Genomic DNA, 19,131 nt, shown 5'->3' with positions numbered 1-19,131 from the left:
GGCCCGCACCCTGGCCGGACACGCGGCCGAAGGCGGTTTCGACGACGAACTCGCCCACTGGGCGGCGATCGGCGCCGACCCGGCGCTGCCGGTCGCCGGAGCACACCAAATGCCTGAACCGCAGCCCATGGTGCGGATGAGCGGTATCCGCAAGGAGTTCCCCGGCGTCCTCGCCCTGGACGGGGTCGACTTCCGGATGTACCCCGGCGAAGTCCACGCCCTGATGGGCGAGAACGGCGCCGGCAAGTCCACCCTCATCAAGGTGCTCACCGGGGTGTACGGGGTGGACGCGGGCACGATCGAACTGGACGGCGACGATGTCGCCTTCACCGGGCCCGGCGAGGCCCAGCAGGCCGGCATCAGCACGGTCTACCAGGAAGTCAACCTCTGCCCGAACCTGTCCGTGGCGGAGAACGTCTGCCTCGGCCGCGAACCCCGCCGCTTCGGCCGCATCCAGTGGGGCCCGATGCGCAAGCGCGCCGAGGAACTGCTGGCCCGGCTGGACGTCCACGTGGACGTCTCGGCCGAGCTGTCCACCTGTTCCATCGCGGTGCAGCAGCTGGTCGCGATCGCCCGCGCGCTCGACGTCGACGCGCGGGTGCTCGTCCTCGACGAGCCGACGTCCAGTTTGGACGCCGGCGAGGTCGAGCAGCTGCTGAAGGTCGTCCGGTCCCTGCGCGAGCAGGGCCTGGCGATCCTGTTCGTCTCCCACTTCATCGACCAGGTCTTCGCCATCGCCGACCGGATGACCGTGCTGCGCAACGGAAAGCTGATCGGCGAGTACCGCACCGCGGACATCACCCCGGTCGAGCTGGTCACCCGGATGATCGGCAAGGAGCTCCAGGTCCTCGAGGACCTGGGGGACTCCGGCCCCAGCCGGGCCGAGGTCGCCGGCGCGCCGGTGCTGCTGGCCGCCGAGGGCCTCGGCCGCAAGGGCGGTGTCGCGCCCTTCGACCTCGCCATCCACGCCGGCGAGGTCGTCGGACTGGCCGGCCTCCTCGGCTCCGGCCGCACCGAGCTCGCCCGGCTGCTCTTCGGCGCCGACCACGCCGACAGCGGCACCGTGCAGGTCGACGGCGAGACCACCGCGCTGCGGACCCCGCGCGCCGGGCTCGACCACAAGATCGCGTTCCTTTCCGAAAACCGCAAGGCCGAGGGGCTCGTCGAAGAGCTCACCGTCCGCGAGAACATCGTGCTGGCGCTGCAGGCGTCCCGCGGCTGGGCGCGGCCGTTGTCGCGACGGCGGCAGGACGAGATCGCCGAGAAGTACATCAAGGCACTCGACATCCGGCCCGCCAACCCCGAAGCGCTGGTGGGCAACCTGTCCGGCGGCAACCAGCAGAAGGTGCTGCTGGCCCGCTGGCTCATCACCGAACCGCGGCTGCTGATCCTCGACGAGCCCACCCGCGGCATCGACATCGGCGCCAAGACGGAGATCCAGCGCCTGGTCACCCAGCTCTCGGGCGACGGGATGGCCGTCGTCTACATCTCCGCCGAACTGGAAGAGGTCCTGCGGCTGAGCCACCGCGTCGTGGTGCTGCGCGACCGGAAGGTCGTGGCGGAGCGGGAAAACCAGGCGCTCACCGCGGACGACATCATGGCCACGATGGCCGAGGGGGTGCAGGCGTGACTGCATTGAAACGGTTGACGAAACAGCGGCTCTTCTGGCCCGTGATGGCCCTGGTGGTGCTGCTGCTGGGCGACCTGATCGCGAGCCCGTCCTTCTACAAGATCGAATTCCTCGACGGGCACCTCTACGGGAACGTCGTCGACATCCTCAAGAACGGCGCCCCGCTGATCCTCATCGCGATCGGCATGACGCTGGTGATCGCCACCCGCGGCATCGACCTCTCGGTCGGCGCGGTGGTGGCGATCAGCGGTTCCCTCGCCTGCCTGTGGATCAGCGACAACCCGGACGGTGCCGGCACCACGCTGGTCGCGTTCGGCCTGGCGCTCGGCCTCTCGCTGGTGCTCGGGGTGTGGAACGGCTGGCTCGTCGCGGCACTGGGCATCCAGCCGATCATCGCGACCCTGATCCTCATGGTCGCCGGCCGCGGCATCGCGCAGCTGATCAGCGGCGGGCAGATCATCACCGTCAACTCCCACTCGTTCGAGTGGATCGGCAAGGGGTACCTGTTCACGCTGCCCAGCGCCATCCTGATCGCGCTGGCGGTGTTCGTGCTCGCGTCGGTGCTCGTTCGCCGCTCCGCGCTCGGCCTGCTCGTCGAGGCCGTCGGCGGCAACCCCGAGGCCAGCCGGCTGGCCGGGCTCCGCTCGGCGCGGCTGACCTGGCTCGTCTACGTCTTCTGCGCGCTGTGCGCGGGCATCGCCGGGCTGATGATCAGCTCGAACGTGCACAGCGCCGACGCCAACCACGCCGGGCTCTTCATCGAACTGGACGCCATCCTCGCGGTCGTCGTCGGCGGCACCCAGCTGACCGGCGGGCGGTTCTCCCTCGGCGGCTCCGTGATCGGCGCGCTGCTCATCCAGACGCTCACCACCACCGTCAACGCCCTCGGCATCCCGCCGGAGTCGATCATGCTGTTCAAGGCCATCGTCGTGCTGGTGGTGTGCCTGCTGCTGTCGCCCGCGTTCCGCCGCAAGTTCCGCCGGCGCGGAGCCCGCCCGGTCACCCCGGCGCCCGCACCCGCCCCGGAGAAGGTCGAGGTCACCGCATGACCACGCTCGCCCGTGTCAAGGGCTACCGGCCGCAGCAGCGGCACCTGCCCATCCTCGCGACGATGGCGCTGCTGATCGGGGCGTACATCTTCGGTGCGTCGAGCTACGAGGCGTTCGGCTCCGGGCAGGTCATCCTCGACCTGTTCATCAACAACTCCTTCCTGCTCGTGGTCGCGGTCGGCATGACGTTCGTGATCCTCACCGGCGGCATCGACCTGTCCGTCGGGTCGGTGGTCGCCCTGTCCACGGTGATCTCCGGCGACCTGATGCAGAAGCACGGCTGGCCGGCGTACGCGGCGATGGCCGTGGTGCTGCTGGTCGGCGTGGTGCTGGGCGCCGGGATGGGCGCGCTGATCCACTTCTTCGAGATCCAGCCGTTCATCGCGACGCTGATCGGGATGTTCTTCGCCCGCGGCCTCTGCTACACGATCACCACCGAGGCCTACTCGATCGACAACGCGACGATCGCCACCCTGGCCCAGACGCAGATCCCGCTCGGCGGCGAGCTGCACATCTCGACCAGCGTGGTGGTCGCCCTGGTGGTGGTGGCCGCGGCGGCCTACGTCCTGGCGTTCACCCGCTTCGGGCGCACGGTCTACTCGATCGGCGGCAACGCGCAGTCGGCGATGCTGATGGGCCTCAAGACCGGCCGCACGAAGATCGCGGTGTACACGATCAGCGGGTTCTGCTCGGCGCTCGGCGGGCTGCTGCTGGTGCTCTACAAGTCCTCGGGCGACCCGCTCAACGGCGTCGGCCTGGAGCTGACCGCGATCGCCGCGGTCGTCATCGGCGGCACCATCCTCACGGGCGGGTCCGGGTACGTGCTCGGGACCGTGCTGGGGATCATGGTGCTGGGCATCATCCAGACGCTGATCACCTTCGACGGCACCCTCAACTCCTGGTGGACCTCGATCATCACCGGGGCCCTCCTGTTCGTCTTCATCGTCCTGCAACGCCTCGTCACCCGACGGGCCCGCTGAGTGTGAGCGTGAACGCTCGAAGGAGAGCCATGCCCCGCAGATTCCGGCGCCCCCTGGCCGTGCTCGCGGCCCTGACCCTGTTCTCCGCGCTGCCGGTGACGGCCGCCGCGGCGGACCCCGAACCGGGCCTGGCCGGGCACTGGACGTTCGACGACGGCAGCGGGACGACCGCCGCCGACACCGCGGGCAGCCACCCCGCCACGCTGACCGGCGGCGCGGGCTGGGGTCCGGGCATCCGCGGCGGCGCCTTGACCACCGACGGCGCCAACGGGTTCGCCGACGCGGGTGCGCCCGTGCTCGACACGACCAAGAGCTTCTCCGTGAGCAGCTGGGTGAAGCTGGACAAGACCTCCGGCTACCAGACGTTCGTCAGCGTCGACGGCACCCAGGTGAGCAACTTCTTCCTGCAGTTCCGCGACGACTCGCGCCGGTTCGCCTTCACCCGGCTGGCCGGCGACGCCCCGACCGACGGCGTCGTCGCGGGCGCGAACTTCGACCCCGTCGCGGGCCAGTGGTACCAGCTGACCGGCGTGTACGACGCGAGCGCGTCGACGCTGTCGCTGTACGTCGACGGCACCCGCCAGACCACCGTGGCCGCGCCCACCGCGTGGGCGGGCACCGGGCACCTGGTGATCGGCCGCGGCAAGTACGGCGGCAACCCGGTGGACTTCGTCGACGGCACGATCGACGACGTCCGCGCCTACTCGGGCGCCGTGACCGCCGCCGACGCCGCCCGCCTGGCGATCGCCGGGCACTGGGGCCTCGACGAAGGCACCGGCACCACGACCGCGGACGACTCCCTCGACACGCGCACCGCCACCCTGACCGGCGGCGCCGCCTGGGGCGACGGCGTCGTCGGCCCGCACGGCGTCGCGCTGGACGGCACCGACGCCGCGGTCGACGTCCCGGCCCCGGTCGTGGACACCGCCCAGAGCTTCTCGGTGTCGGCGTGGGTCAAGCCCACCGCGGCGGGCGGCTTCCGCACCGCGGTGAGCGTGGACGGCAGCACCATCAGCGGGTTCTACCTGCAGCGCGCCGCCGACGGCCGCTTCGCCTTCACGCGCCGCGCGGGCGACGGCGACACCCCGTCATCCTCCGCGGTGTCGACGTTGCCCGCGCAGGCCGACCAGTGGCAGCACCTGGTCGGTGTCTACAACCGGGCGGCGGGCACGCTTACCCTGTACGTCAACGGAACCCTGCAGCAGAGCGTCCCGTTCACCACGCCGTGGACCGCGGCCGGGCACCTGGAGATCGGCCGCGGCAAGTGGGCGGGCAGCCCCGCCGACTGGTTCGCCGGTGGCGTCGACGACGTCCGCGCGTACCCGACGCCGCTGACCGCCTCCGCCGTCGCGGCGCTGGCCGCGAGCGGGTCCTGGCACTTCGACGAAGGCACCGGCACGGTGGCCCGGGACTCCTCGGTCAACGCGGCCGACGGCACGCTGCACGGGGCCACGTGGACCGCGGGCGCGGCCGGCAAGGCCGTCCAGCTGGACGGCAAGTCCACTGTGGACATGGGCACCTCGCCCGCGTTCGACACCGGCACCGGCTCGCTCTCCCTGGCCGCGTGGTTCCGTACCACCGCGTCGGGAACGCTGGCCGACCACGGCGACGGCTACGCGCTCGGCGTGACCGGCGGCAAGCTCACCGCCCGCGTCGGCACGATCCAGGTCACCACCAACGGCGGCGGCCTCGCCGACGGCAACTGGCACCACGCCGCCCTCGTCCTCGACCGGGCCGCACAGCGGCTCACCGTCTACGCCGACGGCGACGCCTCCGCGGTCACCAGCACCTGCGGCACGCCCACCGGCACCACCCTGGACGTCTCCGCCTGCCCGGCTTCGGGTACCGCGGCGGCGCCGTTCACCGTCGGCTCCGGCTTCACCGGCGCCGTCGACGAGGTCGAGCTGCGCCGCTTCCCGCTCACCGCGGCGCAGATCGGCACCCTGGCCGGGGCGAACCAGCTCGCCGTCGACGCCAACGTCGTCCGCGCCAACACGCGGCCGACGACCTACGGCTCGATCCTCGAAGACATCAGCCACTCGGTCGAAGGCGGCCTCTACGCCGAGCTCGTCCGCAACCGCACGTTCAAGGAGGGCTACCAGCCCGGCAGCGGCGCGGGCAACACGCCGGTGCCGTACTGGTCGCTGCTCACCTCGGCGGGCGCGGCCGGGACCTACTCGGTCGACACCGCGAACCCGCTGAACACCGCGCTCGACCGCGCGCTGAAGCTGCACGCGGACACCGTCCCGGCCGCCGGCCGAGTTGCCGCCGCGAACGTCGGCTTCTACGGTGTCGCCGCGAAGCCGTCCACGAAGTACACCGGCAGCTTCTTCGCCAAGGGCAGCTGGAAGGGTGCGGTGCGGGTCAGCCTGGAGAAGCCGGACGGCACCGTGCTGGCGAGCAAGGACGTCCAGCCGGTCGGGACGGCCTGGGCGCAGCAGACGTTCAGCTTCACCACGTCGTCGACGATCACGAACTCCACGGACAACCGGATCGTCGTCTCGCTGGTCAACAAGGGCAAGACGGCGCTGAGCGGGGACGCCTGGTTCCAGCAGGTGTCGCTGTTCCCGCCGACCTTCAAGAACCGCGCCAACGGCGTCCGCGCCGACCTCGGGCAGAAGCTCGCGGCGATGAAGCTCGGCCTGTTCCGCGTCCCCGGCGGCAACTACCTCGAGGGCAACACCCTGGACACGCGGTTCGCGTGGAAGAACACCATCGGCCCGCTGGAGCAGCGGCCCGGCCACCAGAACACCGCGTGGGGCTACTGGTCCACCGACGGCTTCGGCATCCTCGACTACCTGAAGCTCGCCGAGGACATCGGCGCCCAGCCGCTCCTGGCGCTGTTCGCCGGCTACACCCTCAACGGCCAGCACGTCAGCCAGGCCGACTACCCGGCCTACGTCCAGGAAGCCCTCGACGAGATCGAGTACGCCATCGGCGACAGCACCACGACGTGGGGCGCCAAGCGGATCGCCGACGGGCACCCGGCACCGTTCGACCTGCACTACGTCGAGGTCGGCAACGAGGACTGGTTCGACGGCTCGGGCAGCTACGCCTGGCGCTTCACCGACATGTACAACGCCATCAAGGCGAAGTACCCGCAGCTGACCGTCATCGCCACCACCGGCGGCCTGCAGGGCGGCTCGGCGTCGAGCACGTCGACCGGGGTGCGCCCGGACGCCGCGGACGACCACTACTACCAGTCGCCGCAGTGGTTCACCGACAACTCGACCCGCTACGACACCGCCGACCGCAGCGGCCCGGACATCCTCGTCGGCGAGTACGGCGCCCAGGACGGCCGGCCCACCGGCACCCTGGCCGCCGCCATCGGCGAGGCCGCGTTCCTCACCGGGCTCGAACGCAACAGCGACGTCGTCATCGGCTCGATGTACGCGCCGGTGCTGGTGCAGGAGAACCAGTCCAACTGGCCGGTCAACCTGATCGGCTTCGACGCCGGGACGAGCTACGCCTCGCCGTCGTACTGGGTGCAGCAGATGTTCTCCAGCACCCTCGGCAAGCAGATCGTCACCAGCCGCCTCAACCAGGGCAGCCCCCTGCGGCAGGTGGTCAACGTGACCACGAAGAGCGGAAGGAAGACCTTCACGGTCAAACTCGTCAACCCGACTTCGCAGGTGCAGACCGCACGGCTGTCGCTCACCGGCGTCACCGCCGTCGACGGCACCGGCACGCTCACCACGCTCACCGGCGACCCGGCGGGGCGCAACAGCCTCGCCGCGCCGTCCGCCATCGTGCCGCAGACCAGGGAGATCACCGGGCTCGCCGCGACGTCGAAGCTGACGCTGCCGGCCAACTCCGTGACGACGCTGGTGCTCACCGGCCGCTAAGACCCCGGGACGCGGCGCGTTCACCGCCGCCCGCGCCGCGTCCCGGTCACCAACCAGGAGGGAGGACACCGTGGGAGAACCACTCACCGTCGGCGTCGACTTCGGCACGTTGTCGGGCCGCGCGGTGGTCGTGCGGGTCCGTGACGGAGCGGAACTCGGTTCCGCCGTTTTCGAGTACCCGCACGGGGTGCTCGACGAGACGCTGCCCGCCACGGGCCGCGCGCTGCCACCGGAATGGGCGCTGCAGGTGCCCGCGGACTACGTCGGAGTGCTCCGCAACGCCGTACCGGCGGCGCTGCGGGACGCCGGCGTCGACCCGGGCGACGTCGTCGGCATCGCCACCGACTTCACCGCGTGCACGATGGTGCCGACAACCGCGGACGGCACCCCGCTGTGCGAACTGCCCGAGTTCGAAGGCAACCCGCACGCGTACGTGAAGCTGTGGAAGCACCACTCGGCGCAGCCGCAGGCCGTGCGGATCAACGAGCTGGCCCGCACCCGCGGCGAGAAGTGGCTCCCGCGCTACGGCGGGCTGATCTCCTCGGAGTGGGAGTTCGCCAAGGGCCTCGAGGTCTTCGAAGAGGCACCCGAGGTCTACGCCGCCATGCGGCACTGGGTCGAGGCGGCCGACTGGATCGTCTGGCAGCTCACCGGCAGCTACGTCCGCAACGCCTGCACCGCCGGGTACAAGGGCATCCTGCAGGACGGCCAGTACCCGAGCCGCGACTTCCTCCGCGAACTCGCCCCCGGCTTCGAGTCCTTCGTGGCCGACAAGCTGGAGCACCCGCTGGGCCAGCTGGGTTCCCGGGCCGGTTCGCTGTCCGCGGAGGCCGCCGGCTGGACCGGGCTGCCCGAAGGCATCGCCGTGGCCGTCGGCAACGTCGACGCCCACGTCACCGCGCCCGCGGCCCAGGCCGTCGAGCCCGGGCAGATGGTGGCGATCATGGGCACCTCGACGTGCCACGTGATGAACGGCGCCGAACTGCACGAGGTGCCGGGCATGTGCGGGGTCGTCGAAGGCGGGATCGTGCCCGGGCTGTGGGGGTACGAGGCCGGCCAGAGCGGCGTCGGCGACATCTTCGGCTGGTTCGTCGAGCACTTCGCCGGTGCCTCGCACGAGGAGCTCACCCGGCTCGCGGCCCAGCAGGAGATCGGCGAGCACGGCCTGATCGCCCTGGACTGGCACAGCGGCAACCGGTCGGTGCTGGTCGACCACGAGCTGTCCGGTGTGGTCGTCGGCCAGACGCTCGCCACCCGGCCCGAGGACGTCTACCGCGCCCTGCTGGAGGCCACCGCCTTCGGCACGCGGAAGATCATCGAGACGTTCAACGCCGCCGGCGTCCCGGTCACGGAGCTGATCATCGCGGGCGGCCTGGCGAAGAACGCGCTGCTGATGCAGATCTACGCCGACGTCACCAACCTGCCGCTGTCGGTGATCGGCTCGGCGCAGGGACCCGCGCTCGGGTCGGCCATCCACGCGGCCGTCGCCGCCGGGGCCCACGCGGACATCCGCGCGGGCGCCGCCGCGATGGGCTCGGTCGAGCGCGCGGTGTACCGGCCGGTCGCCGCGCACGTCGTCGCCTACGACGAGCTGTACGCCGAGTACACCGAGCTGCACGACTACTTCGGCCGTGGCGGCAACGATGTCATGCACCGGCTGGCCGCCCGCAAGCGTGCCGTCGCGAAAGGACAGTCCTGATGTCCCTGACCGGTGAAGTGCTCGACACCGTCGCCGAACTGCGCGACACGGTGGCGAAGCTGCACGGCGAGCTGACCCGCAACGAGCTGGTCATCTGGACCGCGGGCAACGTCTCGGCCCGGGTACCCGGGCGGGACCTGCTGGTCATCAAGCCCTCGGGGGTGTCCTACGACAACCTGTCCGCGGACACCATGGTGGTCACCGACCTGCACGGCGAGCTCGTCGAGGGCGAGCTCGCGCCGTCGTCCGACACCGCCGCGCACGCCTACGTCTACCGGCACATGCCGGAGATCGGCGGCGTGGTGCACACGCACTCGACCTACGCCACGGCGTGGGCGGCCCGCGGCGAGCCGATCCCGTGCGTGCTGACGATGATCGCCGACGAGTTCGGCGGGGAGATCCCGGTCGGGCCGTTCGCCCTGATCGGAGACGACTCCATCGGCCGCGGCATCGTCGAAACGCTTCGCTCCAGCCGCTCGCCCGCGGTGCTGATGCGCAACCACGGCCCGTTCACCGTCGGCCGCACCGCGCGTGACGCGGTCAAGGCCGCGGTGATGGTCGAGGACGTGGCCCGCACCGTCCACAAGGCCTTCGAGCTCGGCACGCCCGAACCCCTCCCGCCCGAGGACGTCGACCGGCTCTACGCCCGGTACCAGAACGTCTACGGCCAGCACTGACCTTCCCAAGGAGAACGATGACTTCGGCATCGAAACCCCAGCTCTGGTTCCTCACCGGCAGCCAGGCCCTCTACGGCGAGGAGACCCTCGAGCAGGTCGCCGGCCAGTCGCTGCGCATCCAGCAGCTGCTGACCGCCTCCGGCGCGCTGCCGGCCGAGATCGTCGGCAAGCCGGTGCTGACCGAGGCCTCCTCGATCCGCCGCGTGCTGCAGGAAGCCAACTCCGACGCCGCCTGCGTCGGCGTGATCGCGTGGATGCACACCTTCTCGCCCGCCAAGATGTGGATCACCGGGCTGGACGCGCTGCGCAAGCCGCTGCTGCACCTGCACACCCAGCTCAACGAAGCCCTGCCGTGGTCGACCATCGACATGGACTTCATGAACCTCAACCAGGCCGCGCACGGCGACCGCGAGTTCGGGTTCATCCAGACCCGCCTCGGCGTGCCGCGCAAGACCGTGGCCGGGCACGTGTCCGACCCGGCCGTCGTCGCGCGGATCGACGCGTGGGCGCGGGCCGCGATCGGTGCCGACCACCTGCGGAACCTGCGGCTGGCCCGGTTCGGTGACAACATGCGCGACGTCGCCGTGACCGAAGGGGACAAGGTCGAAGCCGAGCTGCGGTTCGGCGTCTCGGTCAACACCTACGGCGTGAACGAGCTGGTCGAGCAGGTCGACGCGGTGTCCGAAAAGGACACAGTGGACTCGCTCGTGCGGCAGTACGCCGACGATTACAACGTTGTCGCGGACCTGGCGGCCGGGGGCGCGCGGCACGAGTCGCTGCGGTACGCGGCGAAGATCGAAGCCGGGCTGCGGAAGTTCCTCACCGACGGCGGCTTCGGCGCGTTCACCACGAACTTCGAGGACCTCGGCGGGCTCCGCCAGCTGCCCGGCCTCGCGGTGCAGCGCCTGATGGCCGACGGCTACGGCTTCGGCGGCGAGGGCGACTGGAAGACCTCGGCGCTGCTCGCCGCGGTCAAGGCGATGAGCGTCGGCCGCGAGCGTGGCACGTCCTTCATGGAGGACTACACCTACCACTTCGGGCCCGGCAAGCCGAAGATCCTCGGCGCGCACATGCTCGAAGTCTGCCCGAGCATCGCCGCCGCCAAGCCGTCCTGCGAGATCCACGCGCTGGGCATCGGCGGCCGCGAGGACCCGGTCCGGCTCGTGTTCGACGCCGCGCCCGGCCCCGGCGTCGTGCTCGGCCTGGTCGACCTCGGCGACCGGTTCCGGCTGGTGGCCAACGAGATCGACGTCGTCGCGCCGGACGAGCCGCTGCCGAACCTGCCGGTCGCCCGGGCGGTCTGGGAGCCGGCCCCGTCGCTGGCGACGTCCGCGGAGTCCTGGATCACCGCGGGCGGCCCGCACCACACCGTGCTCACCCAGGCCGTGGGCACGGAAACCCTTCGCGACTTCGCGAACCTGCTCGGCGTCGAACTGCTGGTCATCGACAAGGACACGACGCCGCACGATTTCGCCGACCGCATCCGCTGGAATCAGGCGTACCACCGGCTCGCTCAGGGCTTCTGAGAAAGGAAGAAGGAACGATGAAGTTCACCAGAGGAATCGCGGCGCTCGCCGCCGCGGGGCTCGCGCTCACGCTGTCGGCGTGCGGTTCGAGCCAGAAGACCGCGGACCAGACGGCCGCGCCCGGCGCCAGTGCCGAGGGCGCCCTGGTCGGCGTCACCATGCCGACGAAGTCGTCGGAACGCTGGATCCACGACGGCGACAACATCAAGGCCGCCCTGGAGAAGCTCGGCTACAAGGTCGACCTCCAGTACGCCGAGAACGACATCCCCACCCAGGTGAACCAGATCGAGAACCAGATCACCAAGGGCGCCAAGCTCCTGGTCATCGCCTCGATCGACGGCACCGCCATCACCACCCAGCTGCAGGAGGCCGCGGACAAGAAGATCCCGGTCATCGCCTACGACCGGCTGATCCGCAATTCACCGAACGTCGACTACTACGCCACCTTCGACAACTTCAAGGTCGGCGTCGAGCAGGCGAACTCGCTGGTCAAGGGCCTCGGTGACGGTGCCGGCCCGTTCAACGTCGAGCTGTTCGCCGGTTCCCCCGACGACAACAACGCGACCTTCTTCTTCAACGGCGCGATGTCCGTCCTCAAGCCCCTGATGGACAGCGGCAAGCTGGTCGTCAAGAGCGGCCAGACCGACTTCGCCCGCGCGGCCATCCTCCGCTGGGACCCGGCCACCGCGCAGCGCCGCATGGAGGACCTGCTCACCAAGACCTACACCGGTGGCGCGAAGGTCCAGGGCGTGCTCTCCCCGTACGACGGCCTGTCGATCGGCATCCTGTCGGCCCTGAAGAGCAACGGCTACGGCACCGCCGGCCAGCCGTACCCGATCGTCACCGGGCAGGACGCCGAGGTCGCCTCGGTCAAGTCCATCATCGCCGGTGAGCAGTACTCGACGATCTTCAAGGACACCCGCAAGCTCGCCGACACCACCGTCAAGATGGCCGACGCGGTGCTCAAGGGCGGCAAGCCCGAGGTCAACAACACCAAGGACTACGACAACGGCAAGAAGGTCGTCCCGTCCTACCTGCTGCAGCCGGTCACCGTGGACAAGACGAACTACCAGAAGGAACTCGTCGACTCGGGCTACTACACGGCAGGTCAGCTGAAATGACCGAACTGCTCGGCATGCGCGGGATCACCAAGACCTTCCCCGGGGTCAAGGCGCTGTCGGACGTCAACCTTTCCGTGCGCCGCGGGGAAATCCACGCGATCTGCGGGGAGAACGGCGCCGGGAAGTCCACCCTGATGAAGGTGCTCTCGGGCGTCTACCCGCACGGGAGCTACGACGGCGAGATCACCTTCGACGGGCAGCGGTGCGAGTTCGGGTCGGTGCGCGACAGCGAACGGCGCGGGATCGTGATCATCCACCAGGAACTCGCGCTGTGCGGCCAGTTGTCGATCGCGGAGAACATCTTCCTCGGCAACGAACAGGCCAAGCGCGGCTGGGTCGACTGGAACCGCACCAACCACGAGGCCGACGCGCTGCTCAAGCGCGTCGGCCTCGCCGAAAACCCCACGCGGGCGGTGCAGGAACTCGGCGTCGGCAAGCAGCAGCTCGTCGAGATCGCCAAGGCACTGTCCAAAGAGGTCAAGCTGCTGATCCTCGACGAGCCCACCGCGGCGCTCAACGACGACGACTCGGCCCACCTGCTCGAGCTGCTGCGCGGGCTGCGGGACGAGGGCGTCACGTGCGTGATCATTTCGCACAAGCTCGGCGAGGTGACGGCGATCGCCGACACCGTCACGATCCTCCGTGACGGCAGGACGATCGAAACGCTCGACGCGGCGGGGTTGACGGAAGAGCGCATCATCACCGGGATGGTCGGCCGCGACCTCGAGCACCGGTTCCCGCCCCGGGAACCGGAAATCGGCGAAGAGGTGCTGCGGATCGAGGACTGGACGGTGCACAGCCCGACCCAGGCCGGCCGGGTCGTCGTCGACCACGCGTCGCTCACGCTCCGGCGCGGGGAGATCGTCGGCCTGGCCGGGCTGATGGGCGCGGGCCGCACCGAACTCGCGATGAGCGTGTTCGGCCGGTCGTGGGGCAAGGACATCTCCGGCCGGATCATCAAGCACGGCAAGGAGATCGAGGTCCGGTCGGTGCAGGAGGCCGTCCGCCACGGCATCGCCTACGCCACCGAGGACCGGAAGCGCTACGGGCTCAACCTGATCGAGGACATCCAGCGCAACGTGTCCGCGGCCGGGCTGGGCAAGCTGGCCAGGCGCGGCTGGGTCAACGAGCACGCCGAGCACGACACGGCGAACCGGTACCGTCGTGATCTGCGGATCAAGGCACCGAGCGTGCAGAGCGTGACCGGGAAGCTGTCGGGCGGCAACCAGCAGAAGGTCGTGCTGGCCAAGTGGATCTTCACCGATCCGGACGTGCTGATCCTGGACGAACCGACCCGCGGCATCGACGTGGGCGCGAAGTTCGAGATCTACACGATCATCAACGAGCTGGCCGCCCAGGGGAAGGCCGTCCTGGTCATCTCCTCCGAGCTGCCGGAGCTGCTCGGGCTCTGCGACCGGATCTACGCGCTGTCGGCGGGGCGAATCACCGGCGAGGCCACGCGCGAAGAAGCCACCCAGGAACTGCTGATGCAGTACATGACGAAGGAACGGGAATGACCACGACCGAAGCACGGCCCGCCGTGCCCCCGGTTGAGCGCTCCAAGCGGAGGATCTCGATCAACCCGCGCCAGAGCGGCATCTACGTCGCGTTCGCGCTGATCGTGGTGCTGTTCGAGGTGCTCACCGGTGGCGCGCTGCTGGAGCCGCAGAACATCTCCAACATCATCGTGCAGAACAGCTACGTGCTGATCCTCGCGATCGGGATGATCCTGGTGATCATCTCCGGGCACATCGACCTGTCCGCCGGGTCGGTCGTCGCGATGACCGGCGCGGTGTCGGCGGTGCTGATGGTGAACTCGCACATGCCGTGGTTCTGGGCGGTGCTGATCACCCTCGTCGTCGGCGCGGTGATCGGCGCGTGGCAGGGCTACTGGGTCGCCTACTTCGGCATCCCGGCGTTCATCGTGACGCTGGCCGGCATGCTGGCGTTCCGGGCGCTGACCCTGACCGTCCTGGGCAACCAGGGCATCGGCCCGTTCCCGGACGCGATCCGCACGCTGTCCAACGGCTTCACCGACGGCTACCTGGGCAACATCGGCCTCGGGCCGCTCGGTGGCGCCGACCTGGTGTCGCTGCTCGCCGGCGTCGCCGCGGTGGCCGGGATCGTGTTCACCCAGTGGCGCAAGCGGATGGGCCGGCTCGGTTACGGCCAGGACGTCGACCCGTTCCCGATGTTCGTGCTGAAGCTGGCCGGGATCGCGGTGCTGGTGCTCGCCCTGGTGGTGCAGCTGGCGCGGTTCAAGAACCTCCCGTGGGTGCTGATCCTGCTGGCGGCGCTGGTGCTCGGCTACTCGCTGGTGGCCGGCAAGTCGGTGTTCGGCCGGCACATCTACGCCGTGGGCGGCAACCTGCAGGCGGCGACGCTCTCGGGCGTCAAGGTCAAGCAGGTAACGTTCTGGATCTTCGTCAACATGGGCGTCCTGGCAGCCCTGGCGGGGATCATCTTCGCGGGCCGCCTGAACCAGGCGGGCCCGACGGCGGGCGTCAACTTCGAGCTCGACGCGATCGCGGCGGCGTTCATCGGCGGCGCGGCGGTCCAGGGCGGCGTCGGCAAGGTGGTCGGCGCGATCACCGGTGGCCTGATCATGGCGGTGATCAACAACGGCATGTCGCTGATCGGCGCCCCGAGCGAGCGGGTGATGCTGGTGAAGGGTGTCGTGCTGCTGGCGGCGGTGGCCTACGACATCTGGACCAAGCGCCGCGCGGCCTCCTGACGCGCGGTTCACGTGAAGGCCACCTCGGGAACTTCCCGAGGTGGCCTTCACCGCATTCTCAGCCGGTCACTGGTTGCAGCGCTTGCCGGTGTTGATGCAGTTGACGACCTGGTTCATCAGGCGCTGGCCCATGACGTTCGCGAAGTCGTCGTGGTCCGAACGCGGGTTGTGCTTCTCCTGCGCGAAGGCGTCCACTTTGTACTCGCCCTTGAGCTGGATGTCCCGCGGGATGTTGTAGACCAGCTTGATCACCAGCTGGGGCACGTTCTTGAAGCCCTGCGGGCACTTGCCCTGCTGGTCGGCGAACACGATGTGCGTGCGGTGGTTGGCGCTGTCGATGTTCTTGCCGTCCCAGCAGTTCGGGAAGGCGTGGATGCGCTCCACCTTGCTGTTCTGCGGGCAGATCGGGTAGTGGTCGGTCAGCCGGTCCTCGAAGCCGGTGCAGGTCCAGCTGGGCCGGGCGTTGGCCGGGCCGTTGGTGCTCTGCTTGGCGTCGCCGTAGAGGATCCGGAGGAACTGCGGCATCGCGACGACCTTCTGCGCGCCGCCGCTGGTGAAGGTGATCGTCGCCGACTGGACGCGCTGGATCTCGCCGTCGTTGTCGCCGACTTCGTTCTTGTCGTTGACGCCCGGCAGTTCGCCCGCCTGGCCGTTGCTGTTCTGGCCGCCGTTGTCGAGGCCGCCCTGGCCGTTCTGCTTGAGCTTGCACGCGGCGAGCCCGCCGAGGTTCGTCGGCTTCGCGGCGCGGCGGCCGATCGCGATGGCGATCCGGTCGATGGTGGCCGCGCGCTTGTCCTTCAGCGGTCCGACGACGGCGTTCTGGATGTCCTGCGGGGTCTTCAGGTCGCCGTTCGCGATCCGCTTGTTCGCCTCGTCGATCTGCTTGTCGAGCAGGTCGAGGTTGCGGTTGACCTCGTCCATCGCCTGGTCCGGCACGTCGGGCAGCTTGCTCGCGACGTCCGGGCAGTCGACCTGGGCACTCGCCTTGTCCTTGGCGCTGCCGGCGCGGTCGGGCTGGGTGGCCGGCGGGTTCTTCTCGTCGTCGCCGGTGTCGATGCGGACGACCGGCCAGAAGTAGGCGGACTTGTCGCCGTTCTTGCACGTGGTCCCGGCCTTGAGCAGGCTCTTGTTGTTCGAATCGGCGTTCGTGGAGAGGTTGCCGACGTAGTCGTGCAGGTGCTGGGCACCGTTCTTGATCCCCGGCTGCGCGATGAAGTTGTCGGGGTTGAAGTGCTGGTTCTCGTTGCGGCCGCAGTCCACGGTGAACGTGCCGCGCGCGCCCTTCTGCTGCAGCGCCTTGTTCACGTTCACCCCGGCAGGCACCTTCGCGATGTCGATGAAGAACGACTTGTCGGCGGGGTCGGCACTGGCCTCGCCGGTGCGCCCGGCGGTGGTCGCGACGACGATGCCGCCGACCGCGATCGCGAGCGCGAGACCGCCGGTCGCGATCTTCGTGCGGCGGGTGATGCGATGTCTGCCCGTGGCGGGGGTGCGGGTGGTATTCCGGGCCATGGTCACCTCGTTCGGTTTTCCGGGCACGCCGAAGAAAGCCTGCGTGCCCGGGCTGGAGACGTGCGGAACCCGGGGAGTGAGCACCGGGGCGCGGGTATCGGGGACGCGCCCGGTGTCACTGGTTCCGGCATTGGGGGGAACGGCCGCCGCCGGAGCCCGGTTCAGCGCGTTACCGTTTCGTTATTTATGGAAGGTGAACAAAGTTCACGTCTATCCCTGTGATCGCTAACATCGACGCATGCCCGTGGACGACGCAGGTCCCGACGGCCCGCTCCACGCGCGGCCCCTCCCGCGACGGGGCACGCTCGGGGTGATCGCGACCGGAGCCTCGGCGTCGGGGCCCGTCCTGCACGGCCTGCGCGCCGCCGCCCGCGAGCAGGAGTACGCACTGAGCGTCTTCAGCGTGTCCAGCGCCGGCGGCGCGGCCGTGCTCGCCGCGGTGGCCGGCCTGCAGCTGCAGGGCGTGACCGGGATCGTGGTGCTCGACGGGCACCTGCTGGCCGAGCTCGCCCCGGTCGCCGGCATCCCGCTGGTGCCCGCGGCCTCGACCGACCAGTACGCGGGGGCTCGCCAGGCGACCGAACACCTCCTGCAGCTCGGCCACCGGACGGTCTGGCACCTCGGCGGCCCGGAAGAAGGGCCGGTGGCCCGCGCCCGCGAGCGCGGCTGGCGCGAGACACTCGAACGCCACGGGGCGGAGGTGCCCCCGGTGGTCCGCGGCGACTGGTCCGCCCGGTCGGGCTTCCGGGCCGGCCAGTCCCTGGCGGTCGAATCCGGGGTGGGTGCGGTGTTTTCGGCGAACGACCACATGGCACTGGGGCTGCTGGCCGCGTTCGCGGAGGCCGGCATGCGGGTCCCGCGCGACGCCCACGTGGTCGGCTTCGACGACGTCCCCGAGGCGGCGTACTTCGCCCCGCCGTTGACGACGGTCCGCCAGGACCACCTGGCGGCGGGCCGCCGCACCCTGGCCACGATGGCGGCCCGCATCGACGGTGTCGCGGTACCGGCGTGGGGGACGGTCGAGGCCGAGCTGGTGGTGCGGGAGAGCAGCCGCTGCCTCAAGAACGCGTAGGCCCCGGGCTCACCGGGTCAGCGGCAGGGACGCCATCCCGCGCAGCGCCGGGTTGGGGCGGCGCGCCACCTCACCGCCGATCCGCAAGGTCGGGAACCGCTTGCCCAGCTGTTCGAGCAGCACAGTCATTTCGAGCCGCGCCAGGGCCGCGCCGAGGCACAGGTGCAGGCCGTGCCCGAAGAACAGCCCGCGGCCGCCGTCGCGGGTGATGTCGAAGCGGTCCGGGTCCGCGAAGCGCGCCGGGTCCCGGTTCGCCGCCCCGGCGAGGATCACGACCATGTCGTCCGCCGGGATCTCCCGGCCGTCGAGGACCGCCGGCCGGGCGGCCGCACGCTGGCTCATCTGGGCGGCCCCGTCCCACCGCAACACCTCCTCGACCGCCCCCGACGCCAGCCCTGGGTCGCCGGCGAGCAGGGCGTACTGGTCCGGGTGGGTCAGCAGCGCGTGGATGCCGTTGCCCAGCGCACCCGCGGTGGTCTCGTAGCCGCCGCCGAACAGCACGAGCAGCGCGTTGAGCACCTCTCCCTCGGACATCAGCTCCTCGCCGGCGGCGGGCCGGGCCAGCAGCGCGGACGTCAGGTCGTCGCGGGGATCGGCACGCCGCCGCGCGATCAGCTCCGTGAAGTAGTCCCGGTATTCGACGGCGGCCGCGTCGACCTGGGCACGCAGTCCGGGCGCCATCGCCGGGTCGACCTGCTTGCCGATCAGCTCGGTGACCCGGCGAAGCCGGTTGTGGTCGGCTTCGGGCACGCCGACCAGATCGCCGATCACGGCCATCCCGAGCGGGTAGAGGACCGTGCCGACGAACTCCGCCGCGGTCCCGTCCGCCGTGGCGTCGGCGAAGCGGTCCAGCAGCCGGTCGGTGGCGCGGCGGACGGCGGGCTCCAGCTGCTGGACGCGCCGGACGGTGAAGTCGCGGACGAGCAGCCGGCGCTCGCGCGTGTGTTCCGGCGGGTTCTTCCACGGCAGGAGGTCCGTCAGCATCGCCATCGCGGCGTTGTCCCGCCAGCCCGGCCGGTGCCGGTCGCGCCATTCGGCGTCCAGGACCCGGAAGGTCTCGCCGTCGGCGAGCACCTGCTGGCAGTCGGCGAACCGGCTGAGCACCCAGCCGTCGTAGACCTCGCTGCGGAAGACCGGTGACTCTTCGCGGAGTTTCGCGTAGACCGGGTACGGATCGGCGAGCCCGGCGGGGGTGGACAGGGACAGCAGAGCGGCGTCGGACACGGGAGCTCCCTCCGGTGGCAGTGCGGTGTTCGCAGTCTTCTCCCCGGCACCCTGCCGGGGCA

13 protein-coding genes are annotated in these 19,131 nt (G+C 70.3%); 11 read left to right on the top strand and 2 right to left on the bottom strand.

Annotated elements, in window-relative coordinates; translation table 11 throughout:
* The first annotated feature begins 127 nt into the window (after window positions 1-127).
* The 10 genes from AB0J55_RS18945 (at window position 128) to mmsB (ending at window position 15,261) form a co-directional block, all read left to right on the top strand.
* Complete coding sequence (locus AB0J55_RS18945) at window positions 128-1,630, top strand: sugar ABC transporter ATP-binding protein (protein WP_364249569.1); 1,503 nt, start codon at window positions 128-130, stop codon at window positions 1,628-1,630.
* 5 nt (window positions 1,631-1,635) lie between these two features.
* Window positions 1,636-2,679 (top strand): ABC transporter permease, encoded by a 1,044-nt coding sequence (locus AB0J55_RS18940; protein WP_364249567.1) that lies wholly within the window; start codon window positions 1,636-1,638, stop codon window positions 2,677-2,679.
* Entirely contained in the window at window positions 2,676-3,659 is a 984-nt protein-coding gene (gene yjfF / locus AB0J55_RS18935) for a galactofuranose ABC transporter, permease protein YjfF (protein ID WP_364249487.1), read from the top strand. Before AB0J55_RS18940 ends, yjfF begins: the two co-directional genes overlap by 4 nt.
* Window positions 3,660-3,688: 29 nt before the next feature.
* A complete protein-coding gene (locus AB0J55_RS18930; protein WP_364249485.1) occupies window positions 3,689-7,504 on the top strand; it encodes a LamG-like jellyroll fold domain-containing protein in 3,816 nt (1,271 codons plus the stop codon).
* Between the two features lie 70 nt (window positions 7,505-7,574).
* The gene (araB, locus tag AB0J55_RS18925; RefSeq protein WP_364249483.1) at window positions 7,575-9,203 is read left to right on the top strand and encodes a ribulokinase; all 1,629 of its coding nucleotides are present in this window, start codon (window positions 7,575-7,577) and stop codon (window positions 9,201-9,203) included.
* Entirely contained in the window at window positions 9,203-9,880 is a 678-nt protein-coding gene (locus AB0J55_RS18920) for an L-ribulose-5-phosphate 4-epimerase (protein ID WP_364249481.1), read from the top strand. Before araB ends, AB0J55_RS18920 begins: the two co-directional genes overlap by 1 nt.
* Before the next feature lie 17 nt (window positions 9,881-9,897).
* Window positions 9,898-11,406, top strand: coding sequence for an L-arabinose isomerase (gene araA, locus AB0J55_RS18915; protein WP_364249479.1), 1,509 nt, complete (start codon window positions 9,898-9,900; stop codon window positions 11,404-11,406).
* A gap of 17 nt (window positions 11,407-11,423) precedes the next feature.
* A complete protein-coding gene (gene chvE / locus AB0J55_RS18910; protein WP_364249477.1) occupies window positions 11,424-12,527 on the top strand; it encodes a multiple monosaccharide ABC transporter substrate-binding protein in 1,104 nt (367 codons plus the stop codon).
* Window positions 12,524-14,044 (top strand): multiple monosaccharide ABC transporter ATP-binding protein, encoded by a 1,521-nt coding sequence (gene mmsA / locus AB0J55_RS18905; RefSeq protein ID WP_364249475.1) that lies wholly within the window; start codon window positions 12,524-12,526, stop codon window positions 14,042-14,044. Before chvE ends, mmsA begins: the two co-directional genes overlap by 4 nt.
* The gene (gene mmsB, locus AB0J55_RS18900; protein ID WP_364249473.1) at window positions 14,041-15,261 is read left to right on the top strand and encodes a multiple monosaccharide ABC transporter permease; all 1,221 of its coding nucleotides are present in this window, start codon (window positions 14,041-14,043) and stop codon (window positions 15,259-15,261) included. The genes mmsA and mmsB overlap by 4 nt, the downstream gene beginning before the upstream one ends.
* A 66-nt stretch (window positions 15,262-15,327) precedes the next feature.
* On the opposite strand, the gene AB0J55_RS18895 is transcribed toward mmsB, so the two are convergent.
* Window positions 15,328-16,773 carry a DUF1996 domain-containing protein gene (locus tag AB0J55_RS18895; RefSeq protein ID WP_364249564.1) on the bottom strand — a complete coding sequence of 482 codons (1,446 nt, stop codon included), beginning with the start codon at window positions 16,771-16,773 and terminating at the stop codon, window positions 15,328-15,330.
* Between the two features lie 238 nt (window positions 16,774-17,011).
* Between AB0J55_RS18895 and AB0J55_RS18890 the strand changes: the two genes are divergently transcribed.
* Window positions 17,012-17,845 (top strand): substrate-binding domain-containing protein, encoded by an 834-nt coding sequence (locus AB0J55_RS18890; RefSeq protein ID WP_364249471.1) that lies wholly within the window; start codon window positions 17,012-17,014, stop codon window positions 17,843-17,845.
* 9 nt (window positions 17,846-17,854) lie between these two features.
* Here AB0J55_RS18890 and AB0J55_RS18885 read toward each other — a convergent pair whose 3' ends face one another.
* Window positions 17,855-19,069, bottom strand: a complete 1,215-nt coding sequence (locus tag AB0J55_RS18885) for a cytochrome P450 (RefSeq protein WP_364249469.1) — start codon at window positions 19,067-19,069, stop codon at window positions 17,855-17,857.
* Window positions 19,070-19,131: the final 62 nt, after the last annotated feature.

The sequence above is a fragment of the Amycolatopsis sp. NPDC049688 genome, from assembly GCF_040674975.1.
Classification (GTDB): domain Bacteria; phylum Actinomycetota; class Actinomycetes; order Mycobacteriales; family Pseudonocardiaceae; genus Amycolatopsis.
This window is presented reverse-complemented; position numbering and strand designations above follow the sequence as displayed.

Bases quoted from the DNA above. Each gene is read 5' to 3' on its own strand.
- AB0J55_RS18945 (WP_364249569.1), top strand. From the start codon at position 128: ATGGTGCGGATGAGCGGTATCCGCAAGGAGTTCCCCGGCGTCCTCGCC.
- yjfF (WP_364249487.1), top strand. From the start codon at position 2,676: ATGACCACGCTCGCCCGTGTCAAGGGCTACCGGCCGCAGCAGCGGCAC.
- AB0J55_RS18930 (WP_364249485.1), top strand. From the start codon at position 3,689: ATGCCCCGCAGATTCCGGCGCCCCCTGGCCGTGCTCGCGGCCCTGACC.
- AB0J55_RS18920 (WP_364249481.1), top strand. From the start codon at position 9,203: ATGTCCCTGACCGGTGAAGTGCTCGACACCGTCGCCGAACTGCGCGAC.
- araA (WP_364249479.1), top strand. From the start codon at position 9,898: ATGACTTCGGCATCGAAACCCCAGCTCTGGTTCCTCACCGGCAGCCAG.
- chvE (WP_364249477.1), top strand. From the start codon at position 11,424: ATGAAGTTCACCAGAGGAATCGCGGCGCTCGCCGCCGCGGGGCTCGCG.
- mmsA (WP_364249475.1), top strand. From the start codon at position 12,524: ATGACCGAACTGCTCGGCATGCGCGGGATCACCAAGACCTTCCCCGGG.
- mmsB (WP_364249473.1), top strand. From the start codon at position 14,041: ATGACCACGACCGAAGCACGGCCCGCCGTGCCCCCGGTTGAGCGCTCC.
- AB0J55_RS18895 (WP_364249564.1), bottom strand. From the start codon at position 16,773: ATGGCCCGGAATACCACCCGCACCCCCGCCACGGGCAGACATCGCATC.
- AB0J55_RS18890 (WP_364249471.1), top strand. From the start codon at position 17,012: ATGCCCGTGGACGACGCAGGTCCCGACGGCCCGCTCCACGCGCGGCCC.